At 38.1% G+C, this 14,698-nt stretch carries 15 protein-coding genes; 11 read left to right on the top strand and 4 right to left on the bottom strand.

The window, feature by feature from the left end:
- Nucleotides 1-5 precede the first annotated feature (5 nt).
- Nucleotides 6-1,313, bottom strand: coding sequence for an ABC1 kinase family protein (locus tag C8P64_RS13495; protein WP_108172602.1), 1,308 nt, complete (start codon nucleotides 1,311-1,313; stop codon nucleotides 6-8).
- Between the two features lie 18 nt (nucleotides 1,314-1,331).
- Nucleotides 1,332-2,003 (bottom strand): TetR/AcrR family transcriptional regulator, encoded by a 672-nt coding sequence (locus C8P64_RS13490; protein WP_108172601.1) that lies wholly within the window; start codon nucleotides 2,001-2,003, stop codon nucleotides 1,332-1,334.
- A 213-nt stretch (nucleotides 2,004-2,216) separates the two neighbouring features.
- On the opposite strand from C8P64_RS13490, the gene htpG reads away from it, so the two are divergent.
- Complete coding sequence (htpG, locus tag C8P64_RS13485; protein WP_108172600.1) at nucleotides 2,217-4,103, top strand: molecular chaperone HtpG; 1,887 nt, start codon at nucleotides 2,217-2,219, stop codon at nucleotides 4,101-4,103.
- 98 nt (nucleotides 4,104-4,201) lie between these two features.
- Nucleotides 4,202-5,017: a DUF6503 family protein gene (locus C8P64_RS13480; protein WP_108172599.1), complete on the top strand. Its 816-nt coding sequence runs from the start codon at nucleotides 4,202-4,204 to the stop codon at nucleotides 5,015-5,017.
- Nucleotides 5,018-5,022: 5 nt separating this feature from the next.
- Here C8P64_RS13480 and C8P64_RS13475 read toward each other — a convergent pair whose 3' ends face one another.
- Nucleotides 5,023-7,263 (bottom strand): tetratricopeptide repeat-containing hybrid sensor histidine kinase/response regulator, encoded by a 2,241-nt coding sequence (locus C8P64_RS13475; protein WP_108172598.1) that lies wholly within the window; start codon nucleotides 7,261-7,263, stop codon nucleotides 5,023-5,025.
- Between the two features lie 143 nt (nucleotides 7,264-7,406).
- On the opposite strand from C8P64_RS13475, the gene C8P64_RS13470 reads away from it, so the two are divergent.
- Both C8P64_RS13470 and C8P64_RS13465 read left to right on the top strand, forming a co-directional pair.
- Nucleotides 7,407-7,766, top strand: a complete 360-nt coding sequence (locus C8P64_RS13470) for a DoxX family protein (protein ID WP_108172597.1) — start codon at nucleotides 7,407-7,409, stop codon at nucleotides 7,764-7,766.
- A 12-nt stretch (nucleotides 7,767-7,778) separates the two neighbouring features.
- Nucleotides 7,779-8,354 carry an alpha-ketoglutarate-dependent dioxygenase AlkB family protein gene (locus C8P64_RS13465; RefSeq protein WP_108172596.1) on the top strand — a complete coding sequence of 192 codons (576 nt, stop codon included), beginning with the start codon at nucleotides 7,779-7,781 and terminating at the stop codon, nucleotides 8,352-8,354.
- Here C8P64_RS13465 and C8P64_RS13460 read toward each other — a convergent pair.
- A complete protein-coding gene (locus C8P64_RS13460; RefSeq protein ID WP_108172595.1) occupies nucleotides 8,351-9,151 on the bottom strand; it encodes a S1/P1 nuclease in 801 nt (266 codons plus the stop codon). The two genes, C8P64_RS13465 and C8P64_RS13460, sit on opposite strands and share 4 nt — an antisense overlap.
- A 123-nt stretch (nucleotides 9,152-9,274) precedes the next feature.
- Between C8P64_RS13460 and C8P64_RS13455 the strand changes: the two genes are divergently transcribed.
- From C8P64_RS13455 to C8P64_RS13425, 7 genes are all read left to right on the top strand, one after another.
- The gene (locus C8P64_RS13455; protein ID WP_108172594.1) at nucleotides 9,275-10,135 is read left to right on the top strand and encodes an SPFH domain-containing protein; all 861 of its coding nucleotides are present in this window, start codon (nucleotides 9,275-9,277) and stop codon (nucleotides 10,133-10,135) included.
- A gap of 2 nt (nucleotides 10,136-10,137) precedes the next feature.
- Nucleotides 10,138-10,620, top strand: a complete 483-nt coding sequence (locus C8P64_RS13450; protein ID WP_108172593.1) for a hypothetical protein — start codon at nucleotides 10,138-10,140, stop codon at nucleotides 10,618-10,620.
- Complete coding sequence (locus tag C8P64_RS13445; RefSeq protein WP_108172592.1) at nucleotides 10,617-11,558, top strand: alpha/beta hydrolase family protein; 942 nt, start codon at nucleotides 10,617-10,619, stop codon at nucleotides 11,556-11,558. Before C8P64_RS13450 ends, C8P64_RS13445 begins: the two co-directional genes overlap by 4 nt.
- Nucleotides 11,559-11,561: 3 nt before the next feature.
- Nucleotides 11,562-11,732 (top strand): type II toxin-antitoxin system antitoxin, encoded by a 171-nt coding sequence (locus C8P64_RS13440; protein ID WP_108172591.1) that lies wholly within the window; start codon nucleotides 11,562-11,564, stop codon nucleotides 11,730-11,732.
- Nucleotides 11,732-12,541 (top strand): HAD family hydrolase, encoded by an 810-nt coding sequence (locus C8P64_RS13435; protein WP_108172590.1) that lies wholly within the window; start codon nucleotides 11,732-11,734, stop codon nucleotides 12,539-12,541. Before C8P64_RS13440 ends, C8P64_RS13435 begins: the two co-directional genes overlap by 1 nt.
- Nucleotides 12,542-12,605: 64 nt before the next feature.
- The gene (locus C8P64_RS13430; protein ID WP_108172589.1) at nucleotides 12,606-13,871 is read left to right on the top strand and encodes a DUF819 family protein; all 1,266 of its coding nucleotides are present in this window, start codon (nucleotides 12,606-12,608) and stop codon (nucleotides 13,869-13,871) included.
- Nucleotides 13,872-13,927: 56 nt separating this feature from the next.
- Nucleotides 13,928-14,677, top strand: a complete 750-nt coding sequence (locus C8P64_RS13425; RefSeq protein WP_108172588.1) for a DUF4369 domain-containing protein — start codon at nucleotides 13,928-13,930, stop codon at nucleotides 14,675-14,677.
- Nucleotides 14,678-14,698: the final 21 nt, after the last annotated feature.

The raw sequence follows: 14,698 nt of genomic DNA, 5'->3' as shown, positions 1-14,698 counted from the left end.
AACCATTAGAGATACACTCTAAAATTTTGAATATCTACTTTCGCTTTAAGATCATGTAATAGATTGTAAAGGCCAAAAAAGGTCCTACTCATATAGAGAAAATGTCTACTTCCTCTATTTCCATTCATTCTTCGTAATTCAGGGTCTTTCGAATATTTTTCACTTAGTTCAGTAAGATGTTTCCAGAATTGTTCATCGGTAAAATCAAATTTTTCAGATTGATATGGGGTCGAGAACATTGTAAACATCTCATGAAACATTTCTGAAAAGAACTCTTTTTCTTTTTCTGAATCATTCTCATTCAGAATTTCAAGCTCATAGAGTTTTTTGTAAAAAAATTCTTTATCATTTAAATTTTCTCTATTCGTTAAAGAGAAATAAGGCTCATAAAAATCTTCAGGTATCTGTTTGATACAACCAAAGTCTATCGCGATAAGATTTTCATCTTTATCTACCAGGAAGTTACCAGGATGTGGATCTGCATGTACCTGCTTTAATCCGTGGATCTGGAACATATAAAAGTCCCAAAGTGCCTGTCCTATTTTATTGGCCAGTTCCTGATCTTCATTCTGCTTGGCAAAATCGCTCAAATGAATTCCTTCCATCCAATCCATCGAGATGATACGTTCACTCGAAAGATCTTCGTAATATTTAGGAAATCTAAGGTTTGGGATGTGCGAGGAAGCTTCAGAGATCTCTTTACTTTGTTTCACTTCCAGTATATAGTCTGTTTCCTCCAAAAGCTTACCTTCAACTTCCTTAAAGTATTTCTCGGAATCCTTAGAAGATAAATTGAACATTTTAAGCGCTATGGGTTTTACCATAGCAAGATCTGAACTGATACTGTCTGCAACCCCCGGATATTGGATTTTCACAGCAAGTTTTTTCCCATCTTTTGTGGCCTTATGCACCTGTCCGATGCTGGCCGCATTTACCGACTGGGCTGCAAACGTATCATATAGATCTTCCGGATATTCTCCGTGATATTTCTTAAATGTCTTTCTTACCAAAGGAGCAGATAATGGTGGTACACTAAACTGCGCCAGACTGAATTTTTCAACATAAGCTCCAGGTAGAAGGTTTTTTTCCATGGATAGCATTTGTGCTACCTTCAGAGCACTCCCCTTCAAACTTTTCAAGCCGTCATATATATCTGAAGCATTATCTTCATCCAGCTCATCCCTGGTCAATTCAGGATTAAAGGCTTTTTTCCCGTAATATTTAAGGTAATTTCCACCGATTTTCACTCCCGTGGAAACCAGTTTCCCGGTCCTGCCTATTTTTCCTGTTGGTATTTTATCTATGGTTTTCATCTATCTTTCACTTTTGGCTTACGCCATTCTTTCATTCCACAGAAATTTTCCAAAATCTACCACTCTTTCTAAGGGAGTGTTATCAAATAGATCAAATACCGTGTTCACCGATTTTTCTATTGCTATATCTGTACTTTCAAATGCTGGAGAATTATCATCCATCCAGAATTTAAGTAGGAATAAAAACTGTACCCATACTCCTTCAGAAAAGATCATTTCATTCTGCTGAAATAATTTTAGAGATTTTTCCCTATTGCCATCCTGAATAAGAGTTTTAGCGTAACTCTTGATTTTCTTCCTTAAATTTTTCAGTTGGTCTAATCCTTTTAAAGATTGCCCATGTTCATTAAGTACGTAAAGAACGTAACTTCGGTTTGCTGTTAGCACCTCAAAAAATGTATAGAAAAAAGTAAGTAGCTTTTCGCGATTATCGAAAGTCGCGTACTCCTTAGCCTTTTCCATTACACTCATGCTATTCTCAAAAAATTTATCCCAAATAGCTTTTCTTAAACCTTCGAAACTTCCAAAGTGCTTATAAAAATCTGCCTCGGTCATTTCATTATCCTTGGCAAACTTGTAGACACTTCTAGGTGTCTTCTCGTGCTCAAGTACATAATCCATATATATAGCGATAAGTTTATCAGCATTTGGAGCTTTCTTCACTGTCTTATTTCCTGATGTCTTTGCCATAACTTTTAATTCTGATATAAATTTACAACTTTGTTTAAGTAATTCACTTAAAGTTTAAACAAATTATTGTTAAAAATTTCAATCCCTATTGAAAACTAGGTTTTTAGACGCAAAAGACAGTTGCGAATTACATATCGTGTCAGTTTGACAGCAAATCATTAATGGTATTTTTTTTGAATTCAGGAGAGTGAATCAAAATTTAAAACTATAAATATGGCAACCGGAAAAATAAATGTATCTGTTGAAAACATTTTTCCGCTCATCAAGAAGTTTTTATACAGTGATCATGAAATCTTTTTGAGGGAGCTTATATCAAATGCAACCGATGCGACTCTTAAACTTAAACACCTTAGCAGCCTTGGTGAGGCCAACGTAGACTATGGTAACCCTGTGATCGAAGTGAAGATCAATAAAGATAATAATACACTTCACATTACAGACCAGGGAATTGGAATGACCAAAGAAGAAGTAGAAAAGTACATCAACGAAGTTGCTTTTTCTGGCGCTGAGGAGTTCTTACATAAGTATAAAGATTCCGCCAAAGACAGTGGAATTATCGGCCATTTTGGCCTTGGATTCTATTCTGCCTTTATGGTAGCGAATAAAGTAGAGATTCGTACAAAATCTCATAAAGATGAACCAGCTGCCCATTGGGTATGTGAAGGTACTACAGAGTTTACTTTAGAAGAAGGAGATAAAAAAGAACATGGTACCGAGGTTATTCTTCATATAAATGAAGATGATAAGGAGTTCTTAGAAGAGAACCGTATTCAGGAATTATTGGTGAAGTATAACAAGTTTATGCCAATCCCGATCAAATTTGGAACCAAGGAAGAAACTCTTCCGCTTCCAGAAGATGCCAAGGAAGATGCTAAACCGGAAACCAAGACCGTTGATAATATCATCAACAACCCGGAACCGGCATGGACCAAGCAGCCTACAGATCTTGAAGAAAAAGATTATAATGAATTCTATAGAGAATTGTATCCTATGCAATTCGAGGAGCCATTATTCCATATACACCTAAATGTAGATTATCCTTTCAACCTTACGGGAATTCTTTATTTCCCAAGAATGGCCCAGGATATGAACATTCAGAAAGATAAAATTCAGCTTTACCAGAACCAGGTTTTTGTAACCGATAATGTTGAAGGTATCGTTCCTGAATTCCTTACTATGCTAAGAGGGGTGATAGATTCACCAGATATTCCTCTTAACGTTTCCAGATCTTACCTGCAGGCAGATAGTGCCGTGAAAAAGATCTCTAGTTATATCACCAGGAAAGTGGCCGATAAGCTGAAGAGTCTTTTCAATAATAACAGGGAAGATTTTGAGAAGAAATGGAACGATATTAAGATCGTTATTGAATATGGTATGCTTACCGAAGATAAATTCTTTGAAAAAGCAGACAAATTCGCTCTATACCCAACTACAGATGGAGAGTATTATACCTTCACTGAGCTGGAGGAGAAGATTAAGGAGAACCAGACCGATAAGGATGGTAACATGGTTGTTCTTTATGCTTCCAACGAAAATGAGCAGCACAGTTATATTGAGGCTGCAAAGGATAAAGGATATAAAGTATTATTACTGGACTCTCCTATCGTTTCTCACCTGCTTCAAAAATTGGAAACTTCAAAAGAAAAGATCTCCTTTGTACGTGTAGATTCAGATCATGTAGATAACCTTATCAAGAAAGATGACGATAAGATCTCTAAACTTTCTGAAGAAGAAAAAGAGAAGCTGAAAAGTGATTTTGAAAAGGTGATCCCTTCTGAAAAGTATACGATACAGATGGAAGCGATGGACAGCAATGCTGCCCCATTGATCATCACTCAGCCGGAATTTATGCGAAGAATGAAAGAAATGCAGCAGACCGGTGGCGGCGGAATGTTTGGAATGGGCAATATGCCAGAGATGTATAACCTGGTTGTGAATACCAATCACGAGCTCATCAACACCATTCTTAATACCAAAACAGAGAAAAAACAGCAGCGTCTAATTAAACAATCATTAGATCTTGCTAGACTTTCTCAAAATCTCCTTAAAGGAGAAGAATTGACAAACTTCATCAAGAGAAGTTTTGAAATGGTAAAATAAGATCTGTTTAGATCTCATTGAAAACCGCTTTCCACCTCGGAAGCGGTTTTTTATTTCCAATCCCTTTTCTTTCGTATTTTTAACCAAAACTATCCCTGATGAAAAAATTAAGCCTCCTTTTCGCATTGCTTTTGATCATAGCCTGTAAACAGAATACATCTGAAGAAAAGATACCTGTAGAACCAGATAATGGAATTGGAGATGGAGCAACGCCCCCAAAGGTTTTTTCCTTTTCAGAAAATATTGAGGAAGCTCATAACAAGGCTGCTTTCATGACCCGCGAAGCGATCTCCTTCGACATTAACCTGAAATTTGGAGGTAGCACGAGGCTGGACGGCAAGGTTAGCATGACCACTAACTCTTCTAAGGTAAGATTAGATAGATCTAACGGTACCTCTATAATTTATGACGGAGAGGAAGTTTTTATCACTCCAGATACGGCAAACGTTGAAGATGCCAGATTCGATATTTTCACCTGGCAATATTTCTTCGCGATGCCCTTTAAGCTCACAGATCCGGGAACGGTTTGGGAAACACAGGAAAATCGTCTCCTAGACAGTTTGCAATATGAAACCGCGAAACTCAGTTTTGAATCTAACATAGGTGATTCGCCAGATGACTGGTATATCGTTTATAAAGATCCGGAAACGAATAGATTAAAAGCGGCTGCTTATATCGTGACCTTTAGCAAGGATCGCGAACAGGCAGAAAAAAACCCCCACGCTATAGTTTATTCAAATTACCAGAATTATGAGAACGTAGACCTGGCCACCGAATGGCGTTTTCATAACTGGAATGCTGAAACAGGATTTGGAGAAAAACTGGGAGAGGCCACACTTTCCAACTTTAAATTTTTCGAACCTGAAAAAGGCTTTTTTGAAGCTCCGGAATCTGCGAAACCGGTAAAGAAATAAATGAGCTATACCTCTTCGGTAAGTTTATTAATGCTTAGGTTTTTATATACGATCTGGTAAAATTGCTGAACATCATAAGGTTTTATGATGATTCCGCTCATTCCGGCAGCCTTAATATCTTCCCGTATTTCTTCTACCTCAACTGCAGTTAAGGCAAGAATAGGGATATCACGATTAAATTTTCTAATTTCAACTGAAGCCTCCAAACCAGAAATTCCAGGCATATTCACATCCATAAGTACAAGGTCATACTTACCATTATTCACCATTTCGATAGCTTGATGTCCGTTTGCAGCAACTTCGCATTCAAAATCCTTCTTTTCCAGGATCCTTTTGGTGACCACCTGGTTAATTCGGTTATCATCAACGATCAGGATCTTCTTTTTTCCGGAATGATCAATAATTTCTGAAGGCTCGATCTCTTCTAATATTTCCTTCTTAGAATTATCTATTTTGAAGGTTATATAAAAACTGAAGGCAGACCCTTCCCCTTCCTTACTTTCAAGTTTGATCTTGGCGTTGAAAAGTTTAAGCAACCTTTTCACAATTGGCAATCCAAGACCTGTGCCCTGGTAATTATAGTTCGAATTATTTAGCTGGGAGAATTCCTCGAAGATAACCTTCTTCTTGCTTTCCGGAATACCCGGACCATCATCTTTAATTTCGAAATAGATTTTAGACCTGTCTTCTGATGAATCTGTTTGCTTCGCCTGTATGTATATATTACCTCTTTCGGTAAATTTCGTGGCATTACCAACCAGGTTCATAAGAACCTGGGATAGCCGTATCGAATCTCCAATAAGAAAGGTTGGTATATTCTCATCTATATCCAGGTGGATCTTATTCTTGTTCTGTACCCTGGTAAATTCGAAACTATTCACGATGCTATTCATGAGATCCTTCAGGCTGAAGGATACATTCTCCAGTTTTACCTCATTAGACTCCATTTTATTCATCTGGAGAACATCATTAATTAGAGCCAGTAAATAATCTGCTGAGAATTTTAAGGACTTAAGATCTGTTTTATGCTTGTTAAGGCTCTTGTCTTCAAGCAGTAAGGACGTTAGACCTACCACTCCGTATAACGGAGTCCTGATCTCGTGACTAACTGTACTAAAGAATCTTGTTTTTAACAAGGAAAGCCTCTCTGCCTCTACCTTAGCATCCCGGTACTGGATATTCTTGAATTTTAATTTCTCGATAAGGTTCTGCCTGTCACGGTTCACTTTATAAAGGAAGACCAGAATAAAGATCATCCCAATGGAAGAAAATACCATTACCACAACCTTCTCTTTGGACTTCTGAATAATATCATGTTGATATTTCTGTTCCTTCTCAGCGATAAGAAGATCCTTTTTATACTGGTTGAGATTGTATTTCGCGTTAGCGGCCTCTGTTTGTTTTAATTTTTCACTCTCGAAGAACATCGACTTATAATCGATGAATTTTTGCTGCGCCTGGTAAGCGGCTTCATAATCTCCCTGCCTGGCCAGCATTTTTGAATATTCATCATATGCCTCTGCAGCTTCAAAGATCAAACTATCTCTTTCTGCTAACTCAATAGAGGTTTCAAAATAATACTTGGCGGTATCAAATTGCCTTTTATGCGAATAATACCTTCCATGAAGCATATAAATTGGTGAATAGAAATAATCAATTTGGTTCAGGTATTCCGGTTTCTCCTGGACCAGGGAATCCATTAATTCCAGGGAACCATAGATATATGGAAAAGCCTTTTCATATTGCCCATCATCAAGGTAAGTCCAGCCGATATTGGTCTTTGGAGCAATAAGTTCTGAAGTAGCACCAATTCTATTAGCAATATCAATCACTTTATTATAATAGGCAATTCCCCTTTCCTGTGTTTCAGGGATCTCAGAATAAATATTCCCAAGGTTATTATAAGAATGCATTAAAACAGTGTCATTCTTACTTAACTGAGCGTACTCCAGACCAAGTGTGTAATTTTTACGAGCACGTGCACTATCTTCCTGATCGGTATAGGCGTGTCCTAAATAATTATAAGCCTTTGTAACATAATAGAAGTTTTCCTGATCCTTAGCGAGAGTCAAAAGGTTATGAGCTTGTTCGATAGCCTGCTCATAATGGTACTTACCCATCTGATCTGCAATAGTTTCTGAAATAACCCTTAGAGAATCTTCAGAAATCTTATCGGTAGATTGTGCCGCGGAGTAATTCCAGAAAAAAACACATACTAGAATGTAAAGAAAGTAGTTTTTCTTCAAAAGCTGGTTAGGTTAACAGTTAGATTTTGGGGTTTGAAATTACTCTAATTAAAGTATTTACGCAACATTTATTTGTAGGAGTAAAAGTTTTAACAAATTTCTTCGAACGCTAAATTCTCTTATCTTCATCAAAAATTATTTTCATGACCTACCCCTGGCATCTTTATTTAATGGCGATAATGTATATCGTCGCAGGTATTTTTCATTTTATAAAACCTAAAATGTATATGAGAATCATGCCTCGATACCTCCCGGCCCATAAGGCTTTGGTGCTCCTTAGCGGACTGGCAGAGATCATTTTAGGTATTGGCCTTTTGTTCCCGGCAACAAAAGATTACGCCATCTATGGGATAATATTGATGTTGCTTATTTTCTTCCTGGTACACTTCTATATGTTATCCTCAGAGAAAGCAGGAGCGGGACTACCCCGCTGGGCTTTAATTGTAAGGATTTTCTTACAATTTATTATTATCTGGTGGGCATGGTATTATTTAAGATTTTAGAATTTTAATCTCATGAAGATCGATCTTAAAGACGCAGAGCTGGAGTATTACCCCAATTTTCTTGATGAGAAAAAGGCAAATACCTATTTAGATCATCTTAAAAATCTAGATAATTGGAGGCATGATAAAATAAAGCTCTTCGGCAGGGAGATCTATCAACCAAGATTAACTGCCTTGTTCGGTGAATCTGGAAAATCATATACCTATTCAGGCCTGGAAATGAAGCCCGATCCTTTTACCAGGGATTTGAAAGAGATCAAAAGAAAATGTGAGAAATACGCCGAAACCAGTTTCAATGTTTGCCTGGCGAATTATTACCGGGATGGCTCAGATAGCATGGGATGGCATTCTGACGACGAAAAGGAATTAGGAGAAAATCCGATTATCGCTTCTGTAAGTTTAGGAGAAAAAAGAATATTTCATCTAAAACATAAAAAAGATACAACGGCTAAGCATAAAATAAGGCTGCAACATGGCAGCCTTTTAATCATGAAGGGAACAACTCAGGAGTTCTGGAAACATCAGCTTCCAAAAACTAAAATGCAGGTTGATCCCAGGATAAATCTTACTTTCAGAAAGATCTACTAAGAATCCTTCTCTTTACCGGAATATATATCATTAAGGATCTTAGCCAGACGTAAACCTCCTTTTTGCAATTGAGTAAGCACCGTAGGCATATGCTCATACATATAAGAATAGCCTAACTTTTCACCATTTTCTACTCCTGCATAAAGATCTTCAGCCATTGCTCTGGATTCATAGACCCAATCCAATAACTTTCCTTTCTGAATTGATTTAATTTCAGATTTCGTAAGGTCTTTAGTGTTCATTGCCAGTTCTGTATAGCTCATCTGGTAAAAATTGATCATTTCACTGTCCCATACCCTGTGAATATTAGAACCGTCATTGAACCAGCGCACCTGAATATCATTTCCTCCTTTATCTTCGGCATGGCCAGTATGAAAAGGCTGATGAAGATCCCCTACAAAATGAACCAGCATTTTAAGATGAAATTCTTTTTTCTCTTCTGAAGCATTATCATCTTTCAAAACCTGCACACATTTTCTAATAGCCTGTACCAGGTCACCTTTCTCACTAGCTTCCTCAACAACATACTCTTCAGCTTCTGGATCTATATTCACATAGTGCCATGGACCATACTTTCTATAATCCGGATCACTTTTAATATCATCGGCGTAATTAGCGACAAATGCCAGACCGTATCCGTCCAATAGATCGTTGATAGCCTTTTTTGCTTTTTCGGTTAAATGACTTTCGGCTATTTCTGCTGTAGCCCTATGCCCTGTTTTACCCCAATCTCCTTCAGAAGCAAATCCAAAGCTTGAAGCAAATATAAAAGTGACTGCAAAAAATATTCTTCTCATCTTTTTTGTTATTTGCCGCAAATATAATCAAGACAACAAAAAATAACTGTTAACAATACAAAAGATTAAAATTTAAAATTATATATTTATGATATCATTTTAATATCATAACTAATTTCGATCATGACACAGGAAAAATCACTAAAGGCATTTAACGGCTACGTAATGTTATTTCTATTTCTAATACTTTTCTTCGGAAGTATTGCAGCTGTTCTTTCTACAGGCAACCCAACATGGGGCATCGCCTTTATTATCGCTATTTTAATTCTGCCAGGGCTTATCCTGGTAAATCCCAACGAGTCCCGCGTACTTTTGCTTTTTGGAGATTATAAGGGAACCGTAAAACAAAACGGATTATTCTGGGTAAACCCCTTCTATACTAAAAAGAAAATATCGCTTAGGGCAAGAAACTTTGATAGTGAGCGTCTTAAGGTGAACGATAAACTTGGTAACCCGGTAATGATTAGCACCATCCTGGTATGGAGGGTCGAGGATACCTTTAAAGCATCTTTTGATGTGGATAATTTTGAGAATTTTGTGGTAGTGCAAACAGATGCTGCGGTAAGAAAACTTGCCAGTTTGTATCCTTATGATAATTTTGCCGACGAAGGACTGGATGAGGATATTACCCTTAGATCGAGTGTAAATGAGGTAAGCGATGCCTTAGAAAAAGAGCTGGAAGAAAGATTACATATTGCCGGTATCGAAGTCCTGGAAGCAAGGATCGGATATCTGGCCTATGCCAATGAGATTGCCAGCGCCATGTTAAAAAGACAACAGGCTACTGCAATCGTTGCCGCAAGACATAAGATCGTTGAAGGTGCCGTAAGTATGGTAGAAATGGCTCTGGATGAATTAAGCAGAAAAGAAGTGGTAGAACTTGATGGAGAAAGAAGAGCAGCTATGGTTAGTAATCTTATGGTAGTTCTTTGCGGAGATAAAGATGCGACTCCTGTGGTAAATGCCGGAACCCTGAATCATTAGGAATGCGAATTTTTAAGGAAGAACAGGCTTTCAGGCAATGGTGGTTCATCGCAATCCTCGCTCTTACCATGGTAGGCTGTATTATTCCCATGGTAAAAAATTATCAATTACACGGAACGGCGACCGCGGAATTTTTTGGCCTGGGTCTAGTGCTATTGATCATCCTTCTTTTCTGGGTTTTGAGATTACATACTAAGATCGATGCCAAGGGAATAAGCGCCAGGTTTGAAGCTTTTAGCTTTTTCAGGAAAGAATTTAAATGGAGTGAGATCAATGAGTGTTACGTCAGGAAATATTCTCCCTGGACAGAATATGGCGGTTGGGGAATTCGAGTATCCCGCAAGAAAAAAGCTTATAATGTATCAGGAAATATAGGCATACAGATCATTACAAAAGACAAAAAGAAATTCCTGATAGGAACCAATAAGCCTGAAGAAGCCAAAAAAGTGATCAGGCGATATCAGGAAAAATTAAACCAGAAATGAAAAAAATCAGCATAACCCTTATTCTCCTTTTAAATATATCCTTTTCAGGATTTGCCCAGGAGGTAAAATATACCGAAGAAGAATTAAGTATAAACGAGTTGATCCCTGGAACCTTAACCAGGCCAGCAGATCAAAAGGCAGAAAGCCTCATCATTTTTATACAGGGCTCTGGTCCTACAGACAGGGATGGGAACCAATCCATGATGAAAAACGATGGAATGAAAAAGATGGCTCGCGAACTTGCCGGAAATGGTATAGCTTCCTTTCGTTTTGATAAGAGGATCTTCAAAATGATGGAACTTAAAATGAAGATCGAAGACCTCAGCATTTCAGATATGGCTGGTGATGTAGTAGATATACTTAATTATTTTAAAGCTAAGGATGAATTTGAAAATTTCATCGTAGCCGGTCACAGCCAGGGATCGCTAATTGGGATACTGGCTTCCAAGGAACATGCAGATGCGTTTATTTCCCTGGCTGGCCCGGGACAACCTATAGATGACATTATAGTAGAACAGTATTCAAAGATGGCACCTGAGCTGGGAGAAAGTACCCGTAAAAAGTTTGACGAGCTAGAGGAAAAAGGAACTACAGAAAATGATAATCCTATGCTTGCTTCCATCTTCGCACCATATGTACAGCCTTTCATTAAAAGCTGGATGCAATACGATCCTTCAGAAGAAATTAAAGATCTGGACATCCCGGTTTTGATCATTAATGGAACCATGGATATTCAAACAGAACCGAAGGAGGCTGAAATGCTGCATTCTGCCAATGAAAATTCCAAGCTGGTGTTACTTGAGAACATGAACCATATTTTCAGAAAAGTAGAAAGCAAAGACAGGCTGGTAAACACCAAATCCTACAACGAACCCAACAGGCCTTTACATCCTGAATTGATCCCGGTTATTACCGATTTTATCAAAGAACTTGAGTAAATTATGGGCAAGAAAAAAGCATTCGCCTTACGAGTAGATGAAGATATGTTAAAAGCTATCGAGAAATGGGCTTCAGATGAATTTCGAAGTACCAATGGGCAGATAGAATGGATGCTAAACAAGGCTTTAAAAGAAGCAAAAAGAAACCCTAAAAATAAAAAGCAGGAAGAATAATGTTCAAAATAATTTTTTCAGACATTGACGGCACACTGCTGAATGCCGAAAGAGATCTTTCAGATTACACCGTAGAAACTATTAAAAAGCTTAATAATTCCAATATTCCTTTCATTCTAATTTCTTCAAGAATGCCCGCAGCAATGAGGCATCTTCAGAAAAAGATGGATATAGAACACCTGCCTCTTATCAGTTATAATGGAGGTTTGATCCTGGTGGATGGAAAATCGGTAAGCTCTACCGAAATCCCAATTGATATTCTTAGTGACCTGAGCAAATTCAACGAGAGCATCGATGTACATTTAAGTTTGTTTCATAATGATGAATGGTATGTGCCCAAAGACGATTTCTGGACCAGGCGGGAGATCAACAACACCAAGGTAAATCCTGAATTTGAAAGCAACAGCAATGTTATTTCTAAATGGAAAAGCGAGGAAAAGGGAGCTCACAAGATCATGGCCATGGGTGAAGAGGAAAATATAGACCGCATCCGGGATTTCCTACTAGAAAATTATCCGGAAGATCTGCACCTATATCGATCAAAACCTTCTTACCTGGAAATAGCTCCAAAAGCGATCTCGAAATTAACCGCGGTAGAACATTTGCTGGACAATCATTTCAGAATCCCACTTTCCCAAAGCATGGCCTTTGGAGACAATTACAATGACATCGAAATGCTAAAAGGTGTAGGAATGGGTATCGCTGTTGGAAATGCAAAGCCAGAGGTACTGGAAATAGCGCATATGGTGACGACTCCCGGAAAAGAAGATGGCGTAGCAAAAAGCATTTCAGAATTGCTCAAAATTTAAGTTTGTACTGCCTTTAATCCTAAATAATAAAAATTGTATTTTGCCGGCCATCTAGTCTAATTTTATGGAAGAAACTACTTATTTTACTAATGACGCGATAGTCTTCGGACTTCTAATGCTCGCACTGGGCTTCGTTTTTTATACATCTTCAAAGAAAGAAGGTTTTTGGGGTAAATTTTATAAAATTGTTCCAGCCTTATTAATGTGTTACCTCATCCCTGCAATCTTCAATTCTTTAGGATTGATCGATGATGAGACTTCACAATTATATTTCGTAGCCAGTAGATTTCTGTTACCGGCAGCCCTGGTTCTTATGACTTTGAGTATAGATCTAAAAGCCATTTTCAACCTTGGACCCAAAGCATTGATCATGTTCTTTGCTGGAACTATAGGTATCGTACTTGGTGGTCCCCTGGCCATTCTTATTATGTCTGTAATATCACCTGAAACTTTAGGCGGTGTTGGGCCAGATGCTATTTGGCGAGGCCTTTCTACCATTGCCGGAAGCTGGATTGGTGGAGGTGCCAACCAGGCCGCAATGCTGGAAATCTATGAGTACAACCCCGAACTATATGGCGGTATGGTCCTCGTGGATATCGTAGTGGCGAATCTCTGGATGGCCATCATCCTTATGGGAATTGGTAAAAATGAAAGTATAGACAACTGGTTAAAAGCAGATAATTCTGCAATACAGGAACTAAAGGTGAAGGTGAGCAGTTATGCTGAAAGCGTAACCAGAATTCCAACCCTACCAGATTTTATGATCATGCTGGCGCTGGCCTTCGGAGCCGTGGGAATTGCGCATTGGGGAGCAGATGGAATGTCTGAATACCTTCTCGCCAATTTTGAAATCTTCAGCGATTCCAAAAGCGCGCTTTCCTCATTTTCGTCGCAGTTCTTCTGGATGATCACTATCGCTACTGCCATCGGGATACTTCTTTCTTTTACCAAAATGAAAAAATATGAAGGAGCCGGAGCAAGTAAAATAGGAAGTATTTTCATTTATATCCTGGTCGCTACCATAGGTATGAAAATGGATCTTGGGAAGATCTTCGAAAACCCGGGCTTATTAGGCATTGGTCTTATCTGGATATTGATCCATGTGATCGTATTGCTTACTACCGCAAAACTTATAAAGGCACCTTATTTCTTTTTGGCAGTTGGAAGCCAGGCGAATGTTGGAGGAGCCGCCTCTGCACCAGTGGTTGCAGCTGCGTTTCATCCTTCTTTAGCTACGGTTGGAGTATTGCTAGCTGTCTTTGGATACGTGGTAGGAACATACGGCGCGATCCTGTGTACAATTTTAATGCAAATAGCAGCCGGGAGTTAGTATTAAACAGAAAAATATAAGATATTTGCCCACCTTAAAAAATCTGAATTCAACACATGAAAAAATTAGCTCTTCTTTTAGTTATTATAATAAGCATCACAGCTTGTTCTGAGAAAGAAAGCAACCTTATTGTTAGCGGTGAAATTAAAGGTCTTAAAAAAGGAACCCTTTATCTTCAGAAAATAAAAGACACCGTTCTGGTAAATGTAGACTCTGTAATTGTAGATGGCGATCCAAATTTCGCTATGGAGACCTATATTGAAAGCCCGCAGATCATGTACCTCTATTTAGAGAAAGTTGACAATAACAGATACGACGATCGTATAGATTTTTTCGCAGACAAAGGCGAGGTTACCATTAATACAAGTCTTGAGAAATTTGAGACCAATGCAAATATCGTTGGTTCTGTAAATCAGGAAAAACTGGTGGAATACCGTAAAATGATAAGCAGGTTTAACGATCAAAACCTTGATCTAATCAAGGAGAGTTTTGAAGCTGAAAAAGCTCAGGACGAAGAAAAATTAATGGAGATCGATAAGAAATATGATAAACTTCTGAAAAGAAAGTACCTGTACACCGTGAACTTCGCCATCAATAACAAGGAACACGAGATCGCTCCTTACCTTGCCCTTTCAGAAGTATTCGATGCTAATATAAAATATCTGGATACCATTTATTCTTCTCTGGCTCCGAAAGTAAAGAAATCGAAATATGGAGAAGAATTGAAAGATTTTTTAAAGGAGCGCAGAAAGCAGGAAAAACTTGAAGAGAAAGTTGAAGATCAGACTGTGGATCAAAATTCATAGGACAAATCAATTTCACATATA

Origin of the sequence: Christiangramia gaetbulicola (genome assembly GCF_003054225.1) — a bacterium.
Taxonomy (GTDB): Bacteria; Bacteroidota; Bacteroidia; order Flavobacteriales; family Flavobacteriaceae; genus Christiangramia; species Christiangramia gaetbulicola.
Note: the sequence above shows the minus strand (reverse complement) of the source record. Positions and strands in the feature narration are given on the sequence as shown.

Excerpts from the sequence above, each read along its gene's own strand:
- C8P64_RS13495 (WP_108172602.1), bottom strand. The coding sequence starts at position 1,313 with ATGAAAACCATAGATAAAATACCAACAGGAAAAATAGGCAGGACCGGG.
- C8P64_RS13490 (WP_108172601.1), bottom strand. The coding sequence starts at position 2,003 with ATGGCAAAGACATCAGGAAATAAGACAGTGAAGAAAGCTCCAAATGCT.
- htpG (WP_108172600.1), top strand. The coding sequence starts at position 2,217 with ATGGCAACCGGAAAAATAAATGTATCTGTTGAAAACATTTTTCCGCTC.
- C8P64_RS13480 (WP_108172599.1), top strand. The coding sequence starts at position 4,202 with ATGAAAAAATTAAGCCTCCTTTTCGCATTGCTTTTGATCATAGCCTGT.
- C8P64_RS13470 (WP_108172597.1), top strand. The coding sequence starts at position 7,407 with ATGACCTACCCCTGGCATCTTTATTTAATGGCGATAATGTATATCGTC.
- C8P64_RS13465 (WP_108172596.1), top strand. The coding sequence starts at position 7,779 with ATGAAGATCGATCTTAAAGACGCAGAGCTGGAGTATTACCCCAATTTT.
- C8P64_RS13460 (WP_108172595.1), bottom strand. The coding sequence starts at position 9,151 with ATGAGAAGAATATTTTTTGCAGTCACTTTTATATTTGCTTCAAGCTTT.
- C8P64_RS13455 (WP_108172594.1), top strand. The coding sequence starts at position 9,275 with ATGACACAGGAAAAATCACTAAAGGCATTTAACGGCTACGTAATGTTA.
- C8P64_RS13450 (WP_108172593.1), top strand. The coding sequence starts at position 10,138 with ATGCGAATTTTTAAGGAAGAACAGGCTTTCAGGCAATGGTGGTTCATC.
- C8P64_RS13445 (WP_108172592.1), top strand. The coding sequence starts at position 10,617 with ATGAAAAAAATCAGCATAACCCTTATTCTCCTTTTAAATATATCCTTT.
- C8P64_RS13440 (WP_108172591.1), top strand. The coding sequence starts at position 11,562 with ATGGGCAAGAAAAAAGCATTCGCCTTACGAGTAGATGAAGATATGTTA.
- C8P64_RS13435 (WP_108172590.1), top strand. The coding sequence starts at position 11,732 with ATGTTCAAAATAATTTTTTCAGACATTGACGGCACACTGCTGAATGCC.
- C8P64_RS13430 (WP_108172589.1), top strand. The coding sequence starts at position 12,606 with ATGGAAGAAACTACTTATTTTACTAATGACGCGATAGTCTTCGGACTT.
- C8P64_RS13425 (WP_108172588.1), top strand. The coding sequence starts at position 13,928 with ATGAAAAAATTAGCTCTTCTTTTAGTTATTATAATAAGCATCACAGCT.